At 71.9% G+C, this 22263-nt stretch carries 20 protein-coding genes; 13 read left to right on the forward strand and 7 right to left on the reverse strand.

What is annotated here, in order from left to right; all coding sequences use genetic code 11:
• Window positions 1-54: 54 nt before the first annotated feature.
• The 4 genes from ACFWGJ_RS17720 (at window position 55) to ACFWGJ_RS17735 (ending at window position 3794) form a co-directional block, all read left to right on the forward strand.
• On the forward strand, window positions 55-1032 hold the full coding sequence (locus ACFWGJ_RS17720; protein ID WP_387325188.1) for an LLM class flavin-dependent oxidoreductase: 978 nt from the start codon (window positions 55-57) through the stop codon (window positions 1030-1032).
• Complete coding sequence (locus tag ACFWGJ_RS17725; protein WP_387325190.1) at window positions 1029-2048, forward strand: LLM class flavin-dependent oxidoreductase; 1020 nt, start codon at window positions 1029-1031, stop codon at window positions 2046-2048. The genes ACFWGJ_RS17720 and ACFWGJ_RS17725 overlap by 4 nt, the downstream gene beginning before the upstream one ends.
• A 4-nt stretch (window positions 2049-2052) precedes the next feature.
• Window positions 2053-2553 (forward strand): DUF1684 domain-containing protein, encoded by a 501-nt coding sequence (locus ACFWGJ_RS17730; RefSeq protein ID WP_387325193.1) that lies wholly within the window; start codon window positions 2053-2055, stop codon window positions 2551-2553.
• A 335-nt stretch (window positions 2554-2888) separates the two neighbouring features.
• Window positions 2889-3794, forward strand: a complete 906-nt coding sequence (locus tag ACFWGJ_RS17735) for a S1 family peptidase (RefSeq protein ID WP_387325196.1) — start codon at window positions 2889-2891, stop codon at window positions 3792-3794.
• A 121-nt stretch (window positions 3795-3915) separates the two neighbouring features.
• Here ACFWGJ_RS17735 and ACFWGJ_RS17740 read toward each other — a convergent pair whose 3' ends face one another.
• Window positions 3916-4779 carry an alpha/beta fold hydrolase gene (locus tag ACFWGJ_RS17740; RefSeq protein ID WP_387325241.1) on the reverse strand — a complete coding sequence of 288 codons (864 nt, stop codon included), beginning with the start codon at window positions 4777-4779 and terminating at the stop codon, window positions 3916-3918.
• Window positions 4780-4886: 107 nt separating this feature from the next.
• Here ACFWGJ_RS17740 and ACFWGJ_RS17745 point away from each other — a divergent pair, with 107 nt between their 5' ends.
• Both ACFWGJ_RS17745 and ACFWGJ_RS17750 read left to right on the forward strand, forming a co-directional pair.
• Window positions 4887-5981: a slipin family protein gene (locus ACFWGJ_RS17745; RefSeq protein ID WP_387325198.1), complete on the forward strand. Its 1095-nt coding sequence runs from the start codon at window positions 4887-4889 to the stop codon at window positions 5979-5981.
• Window positions 5982-6267: 286 nt separating this feature from the next.
• On the forward strand, window positions 6268-7350 hold the full coding sequence (locus ACFWGJ_RS17750; RefSeq protein ID WP_387325200.1) for a S1 family peptidase: 1083 nt from the start codon (window positions 6268-6270) through the stop codon (window positions 7348-7350).
• Between the two features lie 134 nt (window positions 7351-7484).
• Here ACFWGJ_RS17750 and ACFWGJ_RS17755 read toward each other — a convergent pair whose 3' ends face one another.
• Window positions 7485-8549 carry a DUF3533 domain-containing protein gene (locus ACFWGJ_RS17755; RefSeq protein ID WP_387325203.1) on the reverse strand — a complete coding sequence of 355 codons (1065 nt, stop codon included), beginning with the start codon at window positions 8547-8549 and terminating at the stop codon, window positions 7485-7487.
• A gap of 165 nt (window positions 8550-8714) precedes the next feature.
• Here ACFWGJ_RS17755 and ACFWGJ_RS17760 point away from each other — a divergent pair, with 165 nt between their 5' ends.
• From ACFWGJ_RS17760 to ACFWGJ_RS17770, 3 genes are all read left to right on the forward strand, one after another.
• Window positions 8715-12338, forward strand: coding sequence for a DNA polymerase III subunit alpha (locus ACFWGJ_RS17760; RefSeq protein WP_387325206.1), 3624 nt, complete (start codon window positions 8715-8717; stop codon window positions 12336-12338).
• The gene (locus ACFWGJ_RS17765; protein WP_387325208.1) at window positions 12335-13309 is read left to right on the forward strand and encodes a hypothetical protein; all 975 of its coding nucleotides are present in this window, start codon (window positions 12335-12337) and stop codon (window positions 13307-13309) included. The genes ACFWGJ_RS17760 and ACFWGJ_RS17765 overlap by 4 nt, the downstream gene beginning before the upstream one ends.
• Window positions 13310-13714: 405 nt before the next feature.
• Entirely contained in the window at window positions 13715-14593 is an 879-nt protein-coding gene (locus ACFWGJ_RS17770; protein WP_387325210.1) for an esterase/lipase family protein, read from the forward strand.
• 83 nt (window positions 14594-14676) lie between these two features.
• Here ACFWGJ_RS17770 and ACFWGJ_RS17775 read toward each other — a convergent pair whose 3' ends face one another.
• Complete coding sequence (locus ACFWGJ_RS17775; protein WP_387325212.1) at window positions 14677-15729, reverse strand: lytic polysaccharide monooxygenase; 1053 nt, start codon at window positions 15727-15729, stop codon at window positions 14677-14679.
• A 168-nt stretch (window positions 15730-15897) separates the two neighbouring features.
• On the opposite strand from ACFWGJ_RS17775, the gene ACFWGJ_RS17780 reads away from it, so the two are divergent.
• A complete protein-coding gene (locus tag ACFWGJ_RS17780; protein WP_387325213.1) occupies window positions 15898-16362 on the forward strand; it encodes a GNAT family N-acetyltransferase in 465 nt (154 codons plus the stop codon).
• Window positions 16363-16405: 43 nt separating this feature from the next.
• Here the strand turns inward: ACFWGJ_RS17780 and ACFWGJ_RS17785 are convergent, their stop codons facing one another.
• The gene (locus tag ACFWGJ_RS17785) at window positions 16406-16540 is read right to left on the reverse strand and encodes a hypothetical protein (protein ID WP_387325216.1); all 135 of its coding nucleotides are present in this window, start codon (window positions 16538-16540) and stop codon (window positions 16406-16408) included.
• A 222-nt stretch (window positions 16541-16762) separates the two neighbouring features.
• Here ACFWGJ_RS17785 and ACFWGJ_RS17790 point away from each other — a divergent pair, with 222 nt between their 5' ends.
• Window positions 16763-17389, forward strand: a complete 627-nt coding sequence (locus ACFWGJ_RS17790; RefSeq protein ID WP_387325219.1) for a class I SAM-dependent methyltransferase — start codon at window positions 16763-16765, stop codon at window positions 17387-17389.
• Between the two features lie 31 nt (window positions 17390-17420).
• Here ACFWGJ_RS17790 and ACFWGJ_RS17795 read toward each other — a convergent pair whose 3' ends face one another.
• A complete protein-coding gene (locus ACFWGJ_RS17795; RefSeq protein WP_387325220.1) occupies window positions 17421-17942 on the reverse strand; it encodes a DUF402 domain-containing protein in 522 nt (173 codons plus the stop codon).
• The gene (locus ACFWGJ_RS17800) at window positions 17923-18852 is read right to left on the reverse strand and encodes a GNAT family N-acetyltransferase (protein ID WP_387325222.1); all 930 of its coding nucleotides are present in this window, start codon (window positions 18850-18852) and stop codon (window positions 17923-17925) included. Before ACFWGJ_RS17800 ends, ACFWGJ_RS17795 begins: the two co-directional genes overlap by 20 nt.
• 71 nt (window positions 18853-18923) lie before the next feature.
• On the opposite strand from ACFWGJ_RS17800, the gene ACFWGJ_RS17805 reads away from it, so the two are divergent.
• Window positions 18924-19304 carry a GntR family transcriptional regulator gene (locus tag ACFWGJ_RS17805; RefSeq protein WP_387325224.1) on the forward strand — a complete coding sequence of 127 codons (381 nt, stop codon included), beginning with the start codon at window positions 18924-18926 and terminating at the stop codon, window positions 19302-19304.
• A 258-nt stretch (window positions 19305-19562) separates the two neighbouring features.
• On the opposite strand, the gene ACFWGJ_RS17810 is transcribed toward ACFWGJ_RS17805, so the two are convergent.
• Window positions 19563-20657, reverse strand: a complete 1095-nt coding sequence (locus ACFWGJ_RS17810; protein ID WP_387325225.1) for a DUF5925 domain-containing protein — start codon at window positions 20655-20657, stop codon at window positions 19563-19565.
• A 176-nt stretch (window positions 20658-20833) separates the two neighbouring features.
• Here ACFWGJ_RS17810 and ACFWGJ_RS17815 point away from each other — a divergent pair, with 176 nt between their 5' ends.
• Complete coding sequence (locus tag ACFWGJ_RS17815) at window positions 20834-22258, forward strand: xylan 1,4-beta-xylosidase (protein WP_387325228.1); 1425 nt, start codon at window positions 20834-20836, stop codon at window positions 22256-22258.
• Window positions 22259-22263: the final 5 nt, after the last annotated feature.

The raw sequence follows: 22263 nt of genomic DNA on the forward strand, positions 1-22263 counted from the left end.
GCGCCGCTCGTCGCGGCGGCGGCACGGGAGCCTCCCAGAAAGGTTCTCCCTCCCATGACGCCACCGAACGGCCGGGGGCTTCTGCACCTGGCCGCAGCCGTCGACCAGACGGCGGCCCACGACGACGTCTCGGTCCACGTCGAGCTGACGCGGCTCGCGGAGAGCGGCGGCTTCGACTTCGTGACCCTGGGCGACAGCTTCGCGCGGCCCGGCCTCGACGCGCTCGCCGTGCTGGCGCGGGTCGCGCCCGCCACGACCCGCATCGGGCTGGTGCCGACCGTCACCACCACCCACACCGAGCCGTTCCAGGTCCAGGCCGCCGTGGCGACCCTCGACCGGGTGAGCCGCGGCCGGGCGGGCTGGTGTATCGACGTGTCGACCACCGAGGGGGAGGCCCGCCTCTTCGGTCGTCGGCACGCAGCGCCCGTCGACGCGCTGTGGCAGGAGGCGGGGCAGGCCGCCGAAGTGGCCGCCCGGCTCTGGGACAGCGCCGACCGTACGGACCCGCACCCCGTCCACTACCCGGTACGGGTCGTCGACGCCACCGGCCGGCACGCCCGGGCGACCGCCGCCCGCCACGCGGACGTGGCACTGGTCCAGGGCACGAACCCGGCACAGGTGAGCGCGATCCGCGCCGAGTTGCAGGCCACCGCGCTCGCCCACGGACGGGACCCGGACGAGCTGCGGGTCCTCGCCGCCCTCACCGTCGACCTCGGGGACGGCGAGCGCGCCGCCGAGCCGGGCCACGGCGGGGGAGGCCCGCGGCAGACCGCGCAGGGCCCGCTGTACCGCGGCGGACCCGTCGACCTCGCCGAACTGATCGCCGCCTGGCACGAGACCGGTGCCGCCGACGGCTTCCACCTCACCCCCGCCGAGCCACGCCGGGACCTGGAACGCCTGGTCAACGGCACGGCCGCGCTGCTCCAGCACCGCGGCCTCCTGCGCACCTTCTACCCGGGCAGCACGCTCCGCGAGCATCTGGGGCTCGGCCGGCCCGCCCACCGGTACGCCGTGACAGGGGGAACGTCATGACGACCGGCCGGACGCCCGCCGGGCAGCCTTCCCAGGAGCCCTCCCGTACACAGGTGCACCTCGCCGCGTACGTCCCCGGAGGCGGCGACACCACCGCCGGGACCGACTTCGCGTCCTTCGAGCGGCTCGCGCGCACCGCCGAGCGCGGCCTGTTCGACTTCCTCCTCCTCGCCGGGCAGGCGCGGCCGGCCGAGCACGGCGGGCGGGTGCCCGAGCCGGTCACCGTGCTGAACGCCCTCGTCGCCGTCACCGAGCGGATCGGCCTCGCCGCCACCGTCGACACGGCCTTCAACGAGCCGTACGAACTCGCGCGCAGACTCGCCACGTTGGACCACCTCAGCGCCGGGCGTGCCGCCTGGAACGTGACGGCCTCCGCCGACCCGCTCGCCCGCACCGCCGAATTCGTCCAGGTGTCACGGGAGTTGTGGGACTCCTGGACGCCGGACGGCATCGTGCGCCCGTTCGCGCACCGCGGGCGGCACTTCGACATCGCGGGCGAGTTCACCGTGCCGCGCTCCCCACAGGGCCACCCCGTCGTCATCCGTCCCGCCGACGACCGGCCGGAGGGGAACGAGTTCGCCGCGGCGACCGCCGATGTGCTGCTCGCGCGGTACGGGACCCCGGCGGCCGGCCGCGCGCTCCACGCCGGGGTGAAGGGCCGCCTCGCCGCACACGGCCGGGACCACACGGACCTGAAGATCATGGCCGAGGCCACCGTCGTACTCGGCGACACGGACGGCGACGCGCGGGAGAGGGCCGCGGGGGTCGGCGCGTCGGACGGCCGGTGGTCCTTCGTCGGCACACCGGAGTCGGTCGCCGCCGAGATCGAGAACTGCGTACGGACCGGCGCGGCCGACGGTTTCGTCCTCGTACCGCAGCCGGCGCCTGGCGGTCTGGACGCGTTCGTGGACCGGGTCGTGCCACTGCTCCAGGAGCGTGGCGCGTTCCGGACGGCCTACACCGGGACGACACTGCGCTCACACCTCGGGTTGCCGGAACCCGTGTGGAAGGGCTGATCACATGACGACGGACACGGCCAAGGACTGGAAGCACTGGCGCGAACAGCGCCCCCGGCCCGTGTTCGCGCCCCACGGCTCCCTCACGCTCCAAGGGACACACCGGATCGAAGATCATCAGGAGGGGCGAATTCCGGACATGACCGGACGCTGGACCGTCGGCGGGGACGGGGTGCTGCCTGCGGCCGGGGAGTCCGAGGCATCCCGGTGGACGTTCGAACTCGCCTTCACCCTGGGCGGCCAGGAGCTGACGCCGCAGGTGACGGTCCAGGAGGACGGCTCGCCGTGGGCCGTCCTCGGCGATTCCAGCAGCGGGCACGGCAGTTACCGCTTCCGGTTTCCGAAACCCGCGGCGCCCGACGCGCGGGGGCGCACGACGGGGGACTTCAACCCCGCCCTGCTCCTGTCGTGCGCATTCGCGGACCACGTCATCTGCCCAATCCCGCCGCCGGGGAATACTCTGGGCGCGGAGATTGCGGCCGCAGAGCGCAGTCTGCTCCGGTGACGTGCACCGCGCGATCCGCACCGCCTGATCCACCTGGTCCGATCCGCACCGTCCGACCTGCACGGTTCGACCCGCACCCGTGATCCGCACCCGGCTGATCCGCACACGATCCACACATCGGCGCCGCGGAGATCAACTCCCGTGGGACAAACGTAAGTTGAACGCCGTACGGCCGAAAGGCGCCCTTGCGTCGTTCGGGTGCGCGGCCAAATACTCCCCCCAGCGCCTTGTCAGGGGCACGGCGTGTCCGGAATCCGGACACTCTGTCTCTGGCGTGCGCCTCACGGGCCCCGACCCCACGCGGGCCCCCGACTTCCCTTTGGAGGGAACGAACAGTGAGGACCAAGCGCACCACCCCCCGTAGTGGCATAGCGAGACGGACCCGGCTGATCGCCGTGAGCACCGGACTCGTGGCCGCGGCAGCGTTCACCGTCCCCGCGGCGAACGCGAACGACGCGTCGACGTTCAGCACCACCCAGCTGAAGAGCGCCAACTCCGCGGTGCTCAAGGCCGATGTGCCCGGTACCGCCTGGGCGACCGACGCCAAGACCGGCAAGGTCCTGGTCACGGTCGACAGCACGGTCTCGAAGGCGGAGATCGCGAAGATCAAGCAGGCCGCGGGCGCCAACGCCGGAGCCCTGCAGATCAAGAGCACCCCGGGCAAGATCAACAAGCTGATCAAGGGTGGCGACGCCATCTATGCGAGTAGCTGGCGCTGTTCGCTCGGCTTCAACGTCCGCAGCAGTTCGGGGGTCGACTACTTCGTGACCGCCGGTCACTGCACCGACGGCGCCGGCACCTGGTGGTCGAACTCGGGGCACACGACCACCCTCGGCACGACGTCCGGATCCAGCTTCCCGACCAACGACTACGGGCTGGTGCGCTACACCAACACCTCGGTCACCAAGTCGGGCACCGCCGGCAGCGTGGACATCACCAGCGCGGCCACCCCGGCGGTGGGCACCAACGTCATCCGTACCGGATCCACCACCGGTACGCGCACCGGACGGGTCACCGCCCTCAACGCGACCGTCAACTACGGTGGCGGCGACATCGTCTACGGCATGATCCAGACCACGGTCTGCGCCGAGCCCGGCGACTCCGGCGGTTCGCTCTACGGCAGCAACGGTGTCGCCTACGGTCTGACCTCCGGCGGCAGCGGCAACTGCACCTCCGGCGGGACCACGTTCTTCCAGCCGGTCACCGAGGCCCTGAGCGCCTACGGCGTCAGCGTGTACTGACCGGTACGCGTGACAGCAGGATCTGTTCGAACCGCTTGATCTGCAGCCAGCAGCAGACGGGCCCCCGCACACCGTTCGCGGTGCGGGGGCTCGTCGTCGTCCCCGAGCGGCCCGCGCCGGCTCAGTCCTCGGTCCTCGGCGTGGCGCACAGCCAGTCCAGTACGTCGGGAAGGGCCTCCAGCGCCGAGAAGTGGCCCCCCTTCGGGTCCAGGACCGGGCGGGCGCGGGGGATGCTCCGGGCCAGCCACTCGAAATGGCCCACCGGGGAGAGGGTGTCCTCGGCGCCGTGCCACAGCAGCACGGGCCGGGTGATACGCGCCGGGTCGAAGCCCCAGTGGCTCAGCAGTGCGAGATTGTCGTCGAGCCAGCCGTACGCCGAAGTGCGCAGCGCCTCACGGTAGTTGCGCAGCAGCATGTCGCTCACGGCCGGAGTGGAGACGATCCGCCGGTCGGACTCGGTGAGGCCGTCGCGGATCGAGGCGAGGAGCCGGGCCGGGTCCGTCCGGATCTCGGCGGCCCGCGAGGCGAGCCGCTCCGCGAAGTCCACCGGGTCGGTCAGCGCCCGGGTGAACTCCTCGACGCCGGACTCCGCCATCCCCTCGAACCAGTTCAGCCCCTCACTGGAGGGCGGCGCGAGGCTCGCCAGCGCGGCGGCCCGCCGCACCCGGGTCGGCAGCAGCGCCGCGCAGGCCAGCGCGTGCGGGGCGCCGCCCGCCCGGCCCAGCACCGCGAACGGCCCCAGTTCGAGCGCGTCGGCCAGCGCGGCCACGTCCCGCGCCGCCTGCGCCACCCGGCGGCCGGGGCCGCGGTCGGAATCCCCGTACCCGGGGCGGTCGTACGCGATGAACCGTACGCCGGGGCGTGCCTCGATCAGATCCTGCGGCACCACCCCGGTCCGGCAGCCCGGTGTGCCGTGCAGCAGCACCACCGGCGTCCCCTCCGGGTCGCCCCATTCCTCGAACGCCAGCCGCCGTCCGTCCCGCATCCGTATCCCGCCAGGCACCGCTGTCCTCCATCTCCCCTTCGTCCGCGCGCCGGAGTTACCGTCGAAGTACACACCTTTTGCGCCCGTTACGGACCCTGGGGGTCGTCATGGTCGAGGAGCTGGTGACGGCGGGAGTGGCACTCGCGTCCGTCGGAGTGGTGTACGGGATGGCCGCGGCCCGAGTCGTCAAACAATACGAGCGCGGAGTGGTGCTCCGGCTCGGAAAGCTGCGATCGGGGATACGCGGTCCGGGCTTCACCATGATCATGCCCTTCGTGGACCGGCTGCAGAAGGTCAATATGCAGATCGTGACGATGCCGGTGCCCGCGCAGGAGGGGATCACCCGGGACAACGTCACGGTCAGGGTGGACGCCGTCGTCTACTTCAAGGTGGTGTCCGCCGCCGACGCGGTCATCAAGGTCGAGGACTACCGGTTCGCGGTCTCGCAGATGGCGCAGACCTCGCTGCGCTCGATCATCGGCAAGAGCGAGCTGGACGATCTGCTCTCCAACCGCGAGAAGCTGAACCAGGGCCTGGAGCTGATGATCGACAGCCCGGCCGTGGAGTGGGGCGTCTCCATCGACCGGGTCGAGATCAAGGACGTGTCGCTGCCGGAGACGATGAAGCGGTCCATGGCGCGCCAGGCGGAGGCCGACCGGGAGCGGCGGGCCCGGGTCATCAACGCGGACGCCGAACTGCAGGCCTCCAAGAAGCTGGCGGAGGCCGCCGGGGTGATGTCGGAGCAGCCCGCCGCGCTCCAGCTGCGGCTGCTGCAGACCGTGGTGGCGGTCGCGGCGGAGAAGAACTCCACGCTCGTGCTGCCCTTCCCGGTCGAGCTGCTGCGGTTCCTGGAGCGGGCCCAGCCGGGGCACGGCCCGCATCCGGCGCATCCGGGGACGGCTCATGTGCAGTCCCGGCAGGCGCCGCCGCCACCGCAGGCGGAGCAGGCACAGCAGTCACCGCGGGAGCTGTCCGAATCGCAGCAGGCCCTGGACGGGGCGGTCGGGGCGGACGGGGAGGGCGGGGTTTCGGAGCAGGCCTCGGCCGGGAGTTCGGGCCGTCCTCTGGACCGGCCCCTGGAGCTGGCGGCTCAGGCGCAGCAGCTGCTGACCCAGTGGCAGCAATCGATGCAGGAGCAACTCCCGCCCGTCGAGGCACCGCTGGATCCGGACTTCCGAGGGTCGAATTCAGGACAGGACTAGACCTCACAGAGGGGCGTTGGTTACTCGCTCGTAGTATTTGCAATGGGGATCGACGTGGTGTGACGGCGTTCTTGTCAACGCGCGTCAACCGTGCGGGGGCGCGCGTCGGTTGTGGTGCGCGCGTCCTGAAGTCGACCTTGTGTGCCCCGGTGCGGCCTCGGAATAGTGGTCGGTGTCCGTTGGCATGGACGCGGCTTTTTTTGCGAGTCGTCACCATTGCCACACACCTTTCGGTCGCGATGGTCCCCACTACCGCCGCGTCCGACCCCCCACAGGAGGACACGAGTTGAAGCACCGACGCATACCCAGGCGACGGGCCGTCGCGGCCGGCGCGGGCATCGCCGCACTCGTCGCGGGCGGAATCACCTTGCAGAGTGCGAACGCGAGTGAGAACGCGCCCGCTCCCGAGCTGAAGGTCCTCTCCGTCACGGCGGCCGGAAAGCTCGCCTCGACGCTCGGCAAGGACCTCGGCGGCGACGCCGCGGGAACGTACTACGACGCGAACGCCAAGAGCCTCGTCGTGAACGTGCTCGACGAGGCGGCGGCCGAGACCGTCGAGTCGGCGGGCGCCAGGGCCAGAGTCGTCGAGAACTCCCTCGCCGACCTCAAGAGCGCCCGTACGACGCTGAAGCAGGACGCGACCATCCCCGGCACCTCGTGGGCGCTCGACCCCGCGACCAACAAGGTCGTCGTCACCGCGGACCGTACGGTCACCGGTGCCGAACTGACCAAGCTGACCAAGGTCGTCGACGGGCTCGGCGGCACCACCGAACTCAAGCGGACGAAGGGGGAGTTCAGGACCTTCGTGGCCGGCGGTGACGCCATCACCGGCAGCGGTGGCCGTTGCTCGCTCGGCTTCAACGTGGTCAAGGGCGGTGAGCCGTTCTTCCTCACCGCCGGGCACTGCACCGAGGGGATCACCAACTGGTCGGACTCCTCCGGCACCGAGATCGGCGAGAACGCGGACTCCAGCTTCCCCGACAACGACTACGGCCTGGTGAAGTACACCGCGGACGTGGAGCACCCGAGCGAGGTGAACCTCTACAACGGTTCCGCGCAGCAGATATCGGGGGCCGCGGAGGCGACCGTCGGGATGAAGGTCACCCGGAGCGGGTCCACGACCCAGGTGCACGACGGGTCGGTGACCGGGCTGGACGCGACCGTGAACTACGGCAACGGTGACATCGTCAACGGGCTCATCCAGACCGATGTCTGCGCCGAGCCGGGGGACAGTGGTGGGTCGCTGTTCTCGGGGAGCAGCGCGATCGGACTCACGTCCGGTGGCAGTGGTGACTGCACCTCCGGTGGGGAGACGTTCTTCCAGCCGGTGACCGAGGCGTTGTCCGCGACGGGTACGCAGATCGGCTGACGATCGGCTCCGCCGTGGTGTGAAGGCCCCGGTCCCGCTTGCGCGGGGGCGGGGCCTTTGCGCTGCGCTGCGTTGTGTTGTGCTGCGTTGTGTCGGGGGAGTGGGGGTGGGTGCGGGTTTGGTGGGGGTGTGCCTCAAAGATTGCGCAGTTCCCCGCGCCCCTGGGGGCCTCGGGGCTGAGCCTGTTTGTTGCGTGAGCCCGCTGCCAGGGTGATTGCTGTGCCCAGGGCTGCCCAGGCCGTCAGGATCAGGGTGGATGTGGTGATGTCGTTGGACTTGAAGTAGGCGATCGAGCGGGCTGTCCAGGTGCCGGCGCCCGGGGGGAGCGCGGGGCCGATCGCGTTCCAGAACGGGGGGAGCATCGGTGGGGGGAGGGCGCCGCCCGCGCTCGGGTTGCCCAGGATCACCACCAGCAGCACCGCCACTCCGATGCCGACGATCCCGAAGACGCACTGGAGTGCCAGCGTGGCGGCGCCCACCGCGAAGGTGATGAGCGCGCCCAGTCCCCAGAGCGCGGCCACGCTTCCCGGCAGGGCGCCCAGGACCGGTCCGACGATGACCGCTCCGCCGAGTCCGCCGACGATCGCGACCAGGGCCATCGAGGCGAGCCGGATCACCGCGCGCCGCAGGTTGGCCGGCCGCGCCCCCGCGCTGATCGCCAGCGCGGACGCGCACAGATAGCCGCCCACGCACCAGCCGACGACGAGGTAGAACGGGGTGAGCCCGTTGGCGTCCTGCGCGTCGGCGGGCACCACGTCGACGGTCCGTACCGTGCGCCCCTGGTCCTTCTCCAGCGCGGTGGTGAGGGAGACCAGGGCGTTCGACAGGGTCTTGCCGCCGCCGGAGGCGACCAGCAGGGTGTCGGTGGTGCCGTTCGGGTCGACCAGCAGGGCGCCGTCGATGTCACGGTTCGCGATCTGCTCGCGGGCCGTCGCCTCGTCGGCGAGCGCCCGGGGGTCCAGGGGGCCGCCCGGCAGTTTTTCCAGCCGGGCCACCGTCCGCTCGGCGGCGGCGCCCGGCGCGACCACCCCGAACGCCACGTCCTTCGGCTTCGGATGGTGCAGCGCCCCCACGTAGGAGGCGATGAAGAGCAGCTGCAGGGCGACCACGCCGATGACGAGCAGGGTGGCCCGCGGGGTGACCGCGTCCTTGACCTCGGCGAGGAAGGACGTGGGCGGGGCCTCTGCTGTCCGTGACATGTCCCCACGGTCCGGGGATCGCGACGTTTACGCAGGTGGGGCGGGTCCGAACGGATGTCGTACAGATGTTCGATGCAGGTGTCCGGAAATGGTCTATGGTGGAGGTGAGGAACTTGGGAACTGATGTTCGAGACTGGGTGAAAGCCCCTGGTGGTGGAGGTGCGCGTGTCCGGCTTCACGCATCTGCACACCGCTTCCGGGTACTCCCTGCGGTACGGGGGATCCCACCCGGAGCGCCTCGCCGAGCGCGCCTCCGAGCGGGGTATGGACGCGCTGGCGCTCACCGACCGGGACACCGTCGCGGGCGCGGTCCGCTTCGCCAAGGCCTGTGCCGCGCAGGGCGTGGGGGTGCGCCCGCTGTTCGGGGTCGACCTCGCGGTCGAAGAGCCCGCCGGAGGGCCGGCCGGGGGAACCGCGAGGGGGATGTCCGGGGCCCCCGCGAGGGGGGCGTCCGGAGGATCCGCAGGGGTCGCCGGAAGGGTCACCGCGGAGTCCGTACGGAGTGAGCGGCGCCGGGCCCCCGTGCGGGGCGGTGCCTTCATCGACGAGTCGACGCCTCGGGTGACCTTCCTCGCCCGGGACGGCGGCAAGGGCTGGGCCGATCTCTGCAGGATCGTTACTGCGGCGCATGCGGGCGGAGGGCAGCCGCTGCTGCCCCGGGCCGACAACCACGCCGAGGGACTGACCGTGCTGCTCGGCCCGGCCTCCGACGTCGGCCGCGCGCTCACCGCCGGACGGCCCGACCGGGCGGCGGCACTGCTCGCGCCCTGGCGGGAGGTGTACGGCGACGCCCTGCGCCTGGAGGCGGTCTGGCACGGACGCGAGGGCACAGGACCCGGCTCCCTGCGCCTTGCCGCCCGTACCGTCGGCTTCGCCGCCGAGCAGCGGGTGCGCCCTGTGCTCACCAACGCCGTCCGGTACGCCGACCCCGGCATGGGCCCGGTCGCCGACGTGCTGGACGCCGCCCGCCGGCTGGTCCCCGTCGACCCCCGCAAGGAACTGGACAGCGGCGAGGCCTGGCTCAAGGACGAGGGCGCCATGCTCGCCGCCGCCGAACGGGTCGTCGAGGCCGCCGGCTACCGCCGTGACACCGCCCGCCGGCTGCTCGAACAGACCCGGGCCACCGCCGACGAGTGCCGGGTCGACCCGGAGGACGACCTCGGGATCGGCGCCGTGCACTTTCCCGAGGCCCACCTCGTCGGCGCCGGGCGCCGCACCGCGCAGCGCGTACTGGCCTCCCGGGCGGCGGCGGGCATGATGCGCCTCGGGTACGACCGCTCCTCCAGGGCGCGGGAGTACTGGGAGCGGATGCACCGCGAGCTGGACATCATCGCCCACCATCACTTCGCCTCTTACTTCCTGACGGTCTCCCAGGTCGTGGACGACGTGAAGGGGATGGGCATCCGGGTCGCCGCGCGCGGCTCCGGGGCGGGCTCGCTCGTCAACCACCTCATCGGCATCGCGCACGCCGACCCCGTCGAACACGGACTGCTGATGGAGCGCTTCCTGTCCAAGCGCCGCGCGGTCCTGCCCGACATCGACATCGACGTGGAGTCCGCGCGCCGCATCGAGGTCTACCGCGCGATCATCGGCCGGTTCGGCACCGAGCGGGTCGCGACGGTGGCGATGCCGGAGACGTACCGGGTGCGTCACGCGGTACGGGACGTCGGCGCGGCCCTGTCCATGGACCCGGCCGACATCGACCGTATCGCCAAGTCCTTCCCGCACATCCGCGCCCGCGACGCCCGCGCGGCGCTGGCGGAGCTGCCCGAACTCCGTTCCCTGGCCGAGGAGTCCGCGCGGAAAGGGTCGAAGTACGGGCGGCTGTGGGAACTGGTGGAGTCACTGGACGCCCTGCCGCGCGGCGTCGCCATGCACCCGTGCGGGGTCCTCCTGTCCGACGCCTCGCTCCTCGCCCGTACGCCGGTCGTGCCGACCAGCGGCGAAGGGCTCCCCATGGCGCAGTTCGACAAGGAGGACGTCGAGGACCTCGGGCTGCTCAAACTCGACGTACTGGGTGTGCGGATGCAGTCCGCGATGGCGCACGCGGTGGCCGAGGTGAAACGGGCGACGGGCGACGAGGTCGACCTGGACGCCGTCGCCGTCGGGGAGGGCGACCCGCAGACGTACCGGCTCATCCGGTCCACGGAGACGCTGGGCTGCTTCCAGATCGAGTCGCCGGGACAGCGGGACCTGGTCGGCAGGCTCCAGCCCTCGACCTTCCACGACCTCGTCGTCGACATCTCCCTCTTCCGCCCCGGGCCGGTCGCGGCCGACATGGTGCGGCCGTTCATCGAGGCACGGCACGGCCGCGCGCCGGTCCGCTACCCGCACCCCGATCTGGAGAAGCCGCTGAAGAGCACGTACGGGGTGGTGGTCTTCCACGAGCAGGTCATCGACATCGTCGACATCATGACCGGCTGCGGGCGGGGCGAGGCGGACCGGGTGCGGCGCGGGCTGTCCGACCCCGAGTCGCAGGGCCGGATCCGCTTCTGGTTCGCGCAGCACGCGGCCTCGCGGGGGTACGACGCCCAGACGATCACCCGTACCTGGGAGATCGTCGAGGCCTTCGGGGCGTACGGCTTCTGCAAGGCGCACGCGGTCGCGTTCGCCATACCGACCTATCAGTCGGCGTGGCTGAAGGCGCACCACCCGGCCGCCTTCTACGCGGGGCTGCTCACGCACGACCCCGGGATGTATCCGAAGCGGCTGCTGCTCGCGGACGCGCGGCGGCGGGGGGTGCCGATCCTGCCGCTGGACGTGAACCGGTCGTCGGCCGCACACAGTATCGAACTGGTGTCTGAATCCCCTGAAGGGGTACGGGACTCGGAGGGGACCTGGGGAGTGCGGCTCGCGCTCTCCGACGTGCACGGGATCAGCGAGGCCGAGGCGGCCCGGATCGAGCAGGGGCAGCCGTACACCTCGTTGCTCGACTTCTGGGAACGGGCCCGGCCGAGCCGCCCGCTGGCCGGACGGCTCGCGCAGGTGGGCGCGCTGGACACCTTCGGCGCCAACCGCCGTGATCTGCAGCTCCACTTGACCGAGCTGCACCGGGGCGCGCGCGGCGCCGGCGGTGCCGGAGGTTCCCAACTCCCGCTGAACGGAGGGCAGCAGACCGCGTCGGCCGGGCTGCCCGACCTCTCCTCGGCGGAACGGCTCAGCGCCGAACTGGGCGTGCTCTCCATGGACGCCTCACGCAATCTGATGGACGACCACCGGACATTCCTGGACGAGCTGGGCGTCGTCACGGCCCGCCGGCTGCGGGCGGCCAAGCACGGCGAGACGGTACTGGTCGCGGGCGCCAAGGCGGCCACCCAGACACCGCCGATCCGCTCCGGCAAGCGGGTCATCTTCACCACCCTGGACGACGGTACGGGCCTGCTCGACCTCGCCTTCTTCGACGACTCCCACGACACGTGCGCGCACACCGTCTTCCACTCCTGGCTCCTGCTCGTACGCGGCGTGGTGCAGCGGCGCGGCCCGCGCAGCCTCAGCGTCGTCGGGGCAGCCGCCTGGAACCTCGCCGACCTGGCGGAACTGCGGCACGAGGAGGGGCTGGACGGAGTGGCGATGAGACTGGCCGAGCCGCAGGGAGGGCCCGGGGAAGGTGCTGAGGGCGAGCCTGGGGCCGAGGCCGGTTCCCGGGGTTCGGGAGATCCGACGGGCGGCCGTCGAATCCAGTTGCCCACGGGATACGAAATGCATCCGTGGGCGGATCTGCGCCCGGCGGGCGAGGGGCCCGCGAGCGGAAAGAAACTGTGGCACCAGAGCCCGGGGAGTGCGGGATGACCATTCTCTGCGTACGTTTCCACCTGCCGCCGATGTACGAGGCCGCCCTGCCCGGGCTCCTCGGCACGGTGGAGGAGTTCACCCCCGTCGTCGAGGCGCTGCCGCCCGACGGGGCGCTGGCCGATCTGCGGGGCGCCGAACGGTACTTCCGGCGGGACGTCGTCGAACTGGCCTCGCTGATCCGGGTACGGGCACTCGCCTGGCACGGCGTCGACTGCGCGATCGGGGCGGGCCCCGGCCCGATGTTCGCGCGGATGGCCCTGCGGGAAGCCGCCCCCGGGGAGATCCGGGTGGTCCCCGAAGGCCCCCGCGCCCTCACACGGTTCCTGGCGGAGCGGCCCGTGCGCGCGCTGCCCGGAGTCGGTAAGGCCACCGCCCGCACCCTGTGCGAGTACGGCCTCGACAGCATCGGCAAGGTGGCCGCCGCGCCGCTGTCCACCCTGCAACGGCTCACCGGTGCCCGTACCGGCCGCGAACTGCACGAGATGGCGCGGGGCATCGACCGCGGCCGAGTCGTACCGAACGCCGTCTCCCGGTCGCTCGCCGCCGAACGGCCCTTCCAGCGCGACGAGTTGGACCCCGCGCAGCACCGGCGCGCGCTGCTCTCCGCCGCCGGGGAACTGGGCTCGCGGCTGCGGGCCCTGGAGAAGGTGTGCCGCACGCTCACCCTCACCGTCCGCTACGCCGACCGCTCGACGACGACCCGCAGCCGTACGCTCCCCGAGCCGACCGCGCACTCCTCCGCGCTCACCGATGCCGCGTACCGCATGTACGAGGCGCTCGGGCTGCAGCGGGCCCGGGTCCGTGGCGTGGCGCTGCGGGCCGAGGGGCTCGACCCCGCCGACCAGGCCTCCCACCAGCTCACGTTCGACCCGGTGGACGAGAAGGTGCGGCGCCTTGAGGAGGTGGCGGACCGGGTGCGGGAGAAGTTCGGGGCGGGGGCGGTGGTTCCGGGTGCGCTTGCGGCGTGACGCTCCGCGGGGAGCGGGGCAGGGGGTGCCGGTCGTTCGGAGGGTGCGGGTTTGCGGGGGTGGGCCGCGCAGTTCCCCGCGCCCCTGTCGGGGCGCCCTTCGGGCGGCCCCTCGATCGGTCGGCCCAGGAGTGTTCGGTCGTGGGTCGAACTAATCGGGGAGGGTGAAATGCGGGCGTTGCGCGATCATTTGTCGCGCATTGCGCCCTACGGTCCCATCAGGCCCGCCTGGTGACGGTTCAACGGCACGTGTCAGTGCTCCCGGTTACCACTGGAAGTTTTTACCGACGCGTAACTTCACACGTTTACTACTCGCCCGTAACTTGAAAAAAGAACAGCATCCTCGTGATCCGGATCACAGGGCGTATGGCCTCGTCACTCCCTTGAGCCGCAAGGAGATCACCCGATGCTGCCCTGGAAGCACCTGCTCAGACCCCTGTCGGCGCTGCTGCTGACCGCGGTGGTCACGATCGTCCCCGCCACCACGGCCACCGCCGCCGGCACCGACCGGGCCGCGACCGCGACCAGCAGGGGCTGGAACGACTACTCCTGCAAGCCGTCCGCCGCCCACCCGCGCCCCGTCGTCCTCGTCCACGGCACCTTCGCCAACTCCGTCGACAACTGGCTGGGCCTCGCGCCCTACCTGGTCGCCCGCGACTACTGCGTCTACGCCCTCGACTACGGGCAGCTCCCCGGCGTCCCGCTCGTCCACGGACTCGGCCCCATCGACAAGTCGGCGGAGCAGCTGAAGGCCTTCGTCGACAAGGTGCTCGCCGCGACCGGGGCGGCGAAGGCGGATCTCGTCGGCCACTCGCAGGGCGGCATGATGCCACGCCACTACCTGAAGTTCCTCGGCGGCGCCGCCAAGGTGAACGCCCTCGTCGGTATCGCCCCCGACAACCACGGCACCACCCTGAACGGCCTGGCCAAGCTGGTCACGCACTTCCCCGGCGCGAGCGAGGTACTCTCGGCGGCCACCCCGGCCCTCGCCGACCAGATCGCCGGCTCCGCGTTCCTCACCCGGCTCAACGCCGGCGGCGACACCGTGCCGGGTGTCCGGTACACGGTCATCGCCACCCGGTACGACGAGGTCGTCACGCCCTACCGCTCGCAGTTCCTCGACGGCCCGAACGTACGCAACATCCTGATCCAGGACCTGTGCGCGCTCGACCTCTCCGAGCACGCGGCGATCGGACTCACCGACCGCATCGCCTTCCACGAGGTGGCCAACGCCCTGGACCCGCCCCGAGCCACCCCCACCACCTGCCTGTCAGCGATCAGCTAGCGCCCCGAAGGGGCGCGGGGAACTGCGCGCCCAGCCACGGCCGGTCCGCAGTTCCCGTACCGCTCAACCCCCACGGTGCCTACCTACCGGCGGACGCCGGCGCGGCGGCGGACGGATGCGAACATCGCCGCCGCGCCGACCGCCAGCGCCGCCGCCCCACCCACCGCGAGGTACGCGGTCGAGTCGGACCCCCCGGTCTCGGCGAGGTTCGCCGACGCACCGGCGGGTTCGGCCCCGTTCCCGGACCCGTCGCCGGCCTCGGCCGCCTCGGCCGCTCCGGCCGTCTCCTCGGCCCCGGAGTCGCTGACGTCGCTCCCGGAGTCCGGATCCGACTTCGTGCCCGCGGCGGCCGTGACCGACGCCTGGGTCTTCGGGTCGTCGTCGCCGTGCCCACCGTGCTCCACGGACGACTCGTCCGCGCCGTCCGCGATCTCCTCGTCGGACGGCGCCGACGCGGCCGGGGCCGCGGAGGCCTCCGCACCCGCGCCGCCCTCGCCGAAGACGACGTCCGAGCAGGTGTAGAAGGCCTCGGGGGAATCGGAGCGCTGCCAGATCGAGTAGATGAGGTGGCGGCCCGACTTGACCGGGACGACCCCGCTGAAGACGTAGTCGCCGTTCTCCAGCTTCGGGTCGGTGACCTTGAGGAACGGCTTCGCCTCCAGGTCCGACCACTTCAGCGGCTTCGTCGGGTCGTACCCGTCCTTGGTGACGTACAGCTCGAACGACCCCTTGTGCGGGGCGGTCCCCTTGTAGCGGAAGGTGCGGTTGCCCGAGGTCAACTGGGTGGCGGGCCAGTCGGCGCGGGCCAGGTCGAGCCCCTTGAACTTGTCGTTGGCCGCGCTGCACAGCTTCCCGTCGGGGATGATCTGCTTCGACTTCCCGGCGGCGTTGGCGATGTTGACGCCGTTCCAGTCGTAGAGGGCCTGCGTGCCGCCGGCCGCGACCGCCGCCTTGCAGGCGGCGGACTTCGGGTTCTCCGGCCCCTCCGCGAAGCAGCCCGCGACCCGGCTCACCGGGTCCGTCATCGAGCCGTGGGCGGCGGCGGGAGCGGCGGCGAGCGCGGTCAGGGCGAGCGGGGCGACGCCGACCGCGACGACGGTGGCGATACGGACGGCGGCCTGGTGGCGAGCGGGCATGGGGGTACTCCTCGAAACGGATCTGGGGGGTGCCTGTGATGCCTGGGGGCGATCAGCAAGCTAGCCCCTCGAAACCGCGGAATCGCCTGCTGGGAGCGGGTGGAGGCGATCCTTATGGTGCCGTTAAGGGAGTGCTGAGACTGGGCTCAGGTAGGTACCGTTCCGGGCATGGAAGACAGTGCGCGGGAGTCGGGGATCCGGCCGGCCGTCCTCGCGGATGTGGCCGCCGTGCGGGCCGTGACCGATGCGGCGTACGGCCCCTACGTCGAGCGGATCGGGGTCGTGCCGCAGCCCATGCGGGCGGACCACGCGGCCGGGATCGCCGCGGGGAGGGTGTTCGTCCTGGGGGAGCCGGTGACCGGGCTCGTGGTGGTGGAGGCGCATGAGGACCATCTGTTCCTCGACAGCGTCGCCGTCCACCCGGACGCCCGTGGTCAGGGCGTGGGGCGGCGGCTGCTCGCCTTCGTGGACGCGCACGCGCGGGCGCTCGCGCTGCCCGAGGTCAGGCTCTACACCCATGCGCTGATGTGGGAGAACCAGAAGCTCTACCCCCGGTACGGGTACGAACTCGTCGAGCGCCGCGTGGACGGCCCCTACGACCGGCTCCACTACCGCAAGCGGCTCGCACCCTGACCGCCACTGACCTGGCCCGGGCGGCGTTCCGCCCCGGGGGTGCTCACCCGTCCGGCCACCAGGTGCGATGGATGTCCTTCCGGATTTCCGGGCGCTCGGCCGGGCGCTGGTCGGCCTCTTCCCGTACGCGACGGGAATCCGACTTCTTCAGGGGCTTCTGCATGGACATGCGGCGCATAGGGGCCTCCCTGCGGCTGGTCTGCCGAGTACCGCGTTCTCACGGAGTCAGACCATTTCCGGGAGGGTGACTCATCGGTGGCCGCTTGTCAGTGGCGGCTGTCACGTTTCATCAATGAGTCCACATGTCGGACATCTTGTCGGTTTGTACGAAGGACGGGGTACGGGGGAGGCCCGAACTGGGCGCCGGCCCGTTGTCAGTGGCGGGTGCCACTCTGGGTGCATGACGAGTGACAGCACTGGTAACAGCACTGGTGGAAAGCGGTCCGGCATCGACTGGGACGTGGCGGCCGACACCTTCGACGACGAGCCGGACCACGGACTGCGGGATCCCGCCGTGCGCGAGGCGTGGGCGGCCAGACTGCGCGGCTGGCTGCCCCGCGGCCCCTCCGACGTGCTCGATCTCGGCTGCGGCACGGGCAGCCTGTCGCTCCTCGCGTCCGAGGCGCGGCACCGGGTCACCGGCGTCGACCTCTCGCCCCGCATGGTCGCACTCGCCCGCGCCAAACTGGCCGGGCGCGACGCCGCGTTCCTGGCCGGTGACGCGGCGGCCCCGCCCGTCGGGGAGCAGCGGTTCGACGCCGTCCTCGTCCGCCATGTGCTGTGGACGCTGCCCGAGCCCGGCCGCGTCCTGCGGCACTGGCGCGGGCTGCTGCGCCCCGGCGGACGGCTCGTCCTCGTCGAGGGCGTCTGGGGGACGGTGAGCCCGGTCGGCATACCCGCCGACCGGCTGACCGCTCTGCTCGCGCCCCTCGCGGAGGACGTGCGCGTGGAACGGCTGTCGGACGACCCCCGGCTGTGGGGCCGGGAGGTCGGGGACGAGCGGTACGCGGTGATCGCTGTGCCGTGAGACGCCGGGGGAGGACCGCATGGCTGCAGCGCTAGGTCAGCAGCGCTTCGAAGTCGCCTTCGCGGGCGCGGAGTTCGAGTTCGTCCAGGGCCGCCCAGGCCGCGGACGCCGCTCGTGGGTCCGTGGTCTCCAGGCCGCTCGCCGCGAACTCGTCCTCGTCGAGGCGCAGTACGGTCCCGCCGTCGGCGGAGCGCCACAGGTCCAGGTCGAGATCCTCGCAGACCACCTCCCCCGGGGTGCCGTCGGCCGGGACGACCTCGGCCGGGCGGGTGATGTCGCAGTACCAGCCCTTGAGCGCGCCCTCGGCGGTCCTGACCTCCTTCACCGCGTACCAGCGGTCGCGCCAGTAGTGCTCGGTGAAGACGTCACCGGGCTCGAAGCGTACGAAGCCGAAGTCGCGGACGCCCGCTCCCGCCCAGGCCGCGCGGACGACGACGTGCGTCCCGTCGTCGTGGAGCAGGTCGGCCGGGTACCGGATCTTCGTACGGCCGGCCTTGACCAGGACGATGTCCACGGCCCGACGGGGCGAGGGCTCAGCCGAGTTCGCGGACATGCTGTACCTCCGTGGCGCAGACCTCGTAGCCGAACCACTTGTTGATCGCGAGCATCGGGCCGTTGCCCGAGTCGTTGCCCGTGAACGCCTCCGTGAAGCCGGCGGCGCGGGCGCGGTGCAGGGAGTCGGCCTTGGCGAGTTTGGCGAGACCGCGACCGCGGTGGGCGCGGGCCGTACCGGTCATCACCGTGCCGTAGCGCGTTCCCCCGTCGGTGCGGGCGGCACTGAACGCGGCGGGCCGGCCGTCGACGACCGCGACGGAGGTCAGCTCATGGCTGAGAAGGGGGTGGTGCCAGGTCTCCTTCAGCCACGCCTCGTAGTCGGTGAACTCGTGGTCGATGTCGCTCGGTTCGTCCGCGAGCGTCTCCGCGTCCAGTGCGAACAGGGGGCGCGGGTCGTTGGCGAAGTCCGCGGCCGTGCGCAGCTCCACGCCCGCGGGCGCCTCCGGGCGCGGGGGCAGGGGGCTGTGCGCCAGGTCGAGACGGAGGAAGTGCGCGGAGCGGCTCGCGCGGTAGCCGCGCCGCTCGGCGAAGGAACGGTTCGCGGGCTCGTCGAGGACCCAGGCGAACAGCTTCGTCGCGGACACCTCGGCGAGATGCTCCTCCGCGGTCCGTACGAGCAGCGCGCCGGCGCCGCGGCCCCGGCGCTCCGGGTGCACGTACACGTTCAGATAGGCCTGGCCCGGCTGCGGGCTGTCGTACACGACGCCCGTGTGGGCCGTGCCGATGAGTTCGCCGTCCTCCTCGGCGACCAGCGGCCGGACATGCGCGTCGGGGTGGGCGTGTGTGACGTCGTGGAGCACGGACTCCGGAGTGGAGAGCATGTAAGGGAGGGCCAGACGCCGGATGTGCGAGAAGCCTTCGGCGTCCTCGGCATCCTCGGTGCGGAGGTCGCGGACGATCACAGTCATGGAAGCGCACGCTACGCGCGGGGTGCGGCAGGCCGCCTCTCATTTTCCGGCGGGTGCGGGACAATCAGCGGGTGACGTTGAAGATCGACATCAAGGACGGTACGGGGGTCGCGCCCTATGAGCAGGTGCGCGCCCAGATCTCCGAGCAGGCGAGGGCCGGGGTGCTGCCGGTGGGGTACCGGCTGCCCACCGTGAGGGGGCTGGCCGAGGAGCTCGGTCTCGCCGCCAACACGGTCGCCAAGGCGTACCGGGCGCTTGAGGCCGACGGGGTCATCGAGACGCGGGGGCGCAACGGGACGCTGGTCGCCGCCGCGGGTTCGGCCGCCGACCGTACGGCCGCGTCCGACGCGCAGGCCTATGCCGAGCGCGTGCGGCGGCTCGGGCTGTCCGAGGCCGCCGCGCTCGCCGCGGTACGGGATGCGCTGCGCGCGGCGTATGGGGAGTCCGGCTGACGGGTGCGGCGCGGACGTCGTCCCACCGGGCCCGCCCCGCCCGGCCACCCGGCCTGCCCGGCCACCCGGCCTGCCCGGCCACCCGGCCTGCCCGGCCGCCCGCCGCGGCCGGGTCCCGGGCGGCGGACGGTGGCCGGTGGCCTGCACAGAGCGGGCGGGGGTGGGTTCGGCACCGCCGGGATGCGCCGCGGTGGTTGCCCGCCGTCGCGGCGGAGGTGAGCGGCGGGGACGAAGCGGTGCCGGCGGCTGGCAGGTCGGTCAGAGGTACAAGCCTGCCTCCGTTTCGGGGCGTTGGTCGGGGACCGATGTCGGGGTCGTGCCTCTGCGCAGGGCGTACAGCTCCGCCAGGGTCGCGCCGTCTCGGCCCACGCCCTCGTCCGTGCCCAGCCAGGCCGTGGACTCCCGGCGGGTCAGCGGGCCGACCTCGATACGGGCGAGGCAGCGGCCGGGACGTACCACCGCGGGGTGCAGGCGCTCCAGGTCCTCGTTGGTCGTGACGCCCACCAGGACGTTGCGGCCCTGGCCCAGCAGTCCGTCCGTGAGGTTGAGCAGTCGCGAGAGCGCCTGACCCGCCGTGTGCTTGGCCTCGCCGCGGATCAGTTCGTCGCAGTCCTCAAGGAGGAGCAGCCGCCAGCGCCCCTTCCCCGAGCCGTCCTCCTCACCGATGGCGATGTCCATCAGATAGCCGACGTCGGAGAACAGGCGCTCCGGGTCGAGGACGCAGTCCACCTGGCACCAGTCCCGCCACGAACGCGCCAGCGTACGCAGCGCCGACGTCTTGCCCGTGCCCGGCGGACCGTGCAGCAACAGCAGCCGGCCCGCGATGTCCTCGGGCGTGGTCTTCATCAGGCCGTCCATGGCGTCCGCCACCGGCGCCGTGTAGTTGCCGCGCACCTCCTCCCACGTACCCGCCGAGATCTGCCGGGTCGTGCGGTGCGGGCCGCGCCGCGGGGACACGTACCAGAACCCCATGGTCACGTTCTCCGGCTGGGGTTCGGGCTCGTCGGCCGCGCCGTCCGTCGCCTGGCCGAGGACCTTCTCGGCCAGTTCCTCGCTGGTCGCGGTGACCGTCACGTCGGCGCCGCGGTTCCAGCGCGACACGAGCAGCGTCCAGCCGTCGCCCTCCGCGAGGGTCGCGCTGCGGTCGTCGTCGCGGGCGGACCGCAACACCCGGGCGCCCGGCGGGAGGAGGGAGACCCCGGACCGTACGCGGTCGATGTTCGCCGAGTGCGAGTGCGGCTGCTCGCCCGTCGCGAAGCGGCCGAGGAACAGCGCGTCGACGACGTCCGACGGTGAGTCGCTGTCGTCGACGTTGAGCCGGATCGGCAGCGCGTCGTGCGGGTTGGCAGACATGCCGACATGATCCGTCACCCGGACGCCCCGTGCATCCGGTTTCCGCGTTGCGTCCACGGGCGCCCCCGACGGGGACCACGGGCGCCCGCGGGCGGGCCCGGGCGCTGTCCTGTTACAGGGCTGTGGTGTTCCGGAAGCTGTTCCGCCGCTGACACGCGCGGTTACTGTTGTCCTTGATGGCACGTCATGGGTGGAATTCGGGGGCTCGGCGGTGGCGCTTCACCGCTCTGCTCGGCGTGGGTGTGGCCGCTCTGGCCCTGGTCCTGACTCTGATCCACACCCTGCCGGGAAGCGCGGGGAGCGAGGCGGGCACGACCCGCGACGGCGGCAAGGTGCACGGCACGCCGTCCGTGGCCCCGGCGCCGAAACCGGAAGTGGGCTGGGGGTTCACCCACACCCAGTACAGCGCCGACGAGGGCAGCGCGGCGGCCACGAAGCGCGTGGAGGAGCGTCTGGGTGAGGAGTCCCCGCCGCAGATCCAGCACATCATGGGCTGGGGCGCCGACAACCCCGAGCCGGTGAAGGGGCGTTACGACTTCGAGGCGATGGACCGCCGGATCGACTTCGTCCGCGGGACGGGCGGCACGCCGGTCGTCACGCTGTGCTGCGCGCCGGACTGGATGAAGGGCGGCGAAGGCGGCTCCGACCGGACCGACTGGAGCCAGGCGGCCCTGGAGACCGCTCCGGACCGCGCCCACTACAAGGACTACGCCGCACTCGCCGCGACCGTCGCCAGGCGTTATCCGGACGTACGCCACTTCATCGTGTGGAACGAGTTCAAGGGTTTCTGGAACGACTCCGCGGCCCGCTGGGACTACGAGGGCTACACGGAGTTGTACAACCTCGTCTACAAGGCGCTGAAGAAGGTCGACAAGGACATCGAGGTCGGCGGCCCCTACCTGGTGATGGACAGTCTCGACCCCCGCCAGAAGGAGGACGCCTCGCCCACGGTCAGGGGCAGTTGGGGCGCGCTGGACCAACGGGTGCTCGACGCCTTCGACTACTGGAACAAGCACAAGGCGGGCGCGGATTTCGTCGTCGTCGACGGATCCAGTTACACCCGGGACGACGAGCTGCTGCCGGACGAGTTCGCGGCGACCGGGAAGTTCACGGCCGTGAGCCGGTGGGTCCGGTCGCGGACCGGTGAGCTGCCCCTGTGGTGGGCCGAGTACTACGTGGAGCCGGCGGACCGCGACGACGTACGGGACGGGTGGTCCGAGTCGCACCGGGTCGCCGTGCACGCGGCCGCGTTGATCGCCATGGTGCGGGGCGGGGCCACGTCCGGCTTCTACTGGAATCCGGAGACGGAGAAGGGGGGCGGGGGCGGGTGCGCGGGGTGTCTGTGGACGCCCACGGACCGCTCCTCGGGGGGTGAGCCGTTGCCGATGCTCGGCCTTCTCTCCCGGTTCGGGGCGGAGTTCCCTCCCGGGACGGGGTACGAGTCGGTGGCTGTCGCGGCGGACGACCGGCCCAATGTGCGGGTGCTTGCGTCCGAGCGGGTTGTTCTTGTGGTGAACACGCTCGGGCGCGCGATCAGTGCGCGGGTCGATGGGAAGCGGTTCGACATGGGCGCGTATGAAGTGAAGTGGGTTCGCCGGTAGCGGGT

The sequence above is a fragment of the Streptomyces sp. NPDC060205 genome, from assembly GCF_042728395.1.
In the GTDB taxonomy this organism is placed as follows: Bacteria; Actinomycetota; Actinomycetes; order Streptomycetales; family Streptomycetaceae; genus Streptomyces.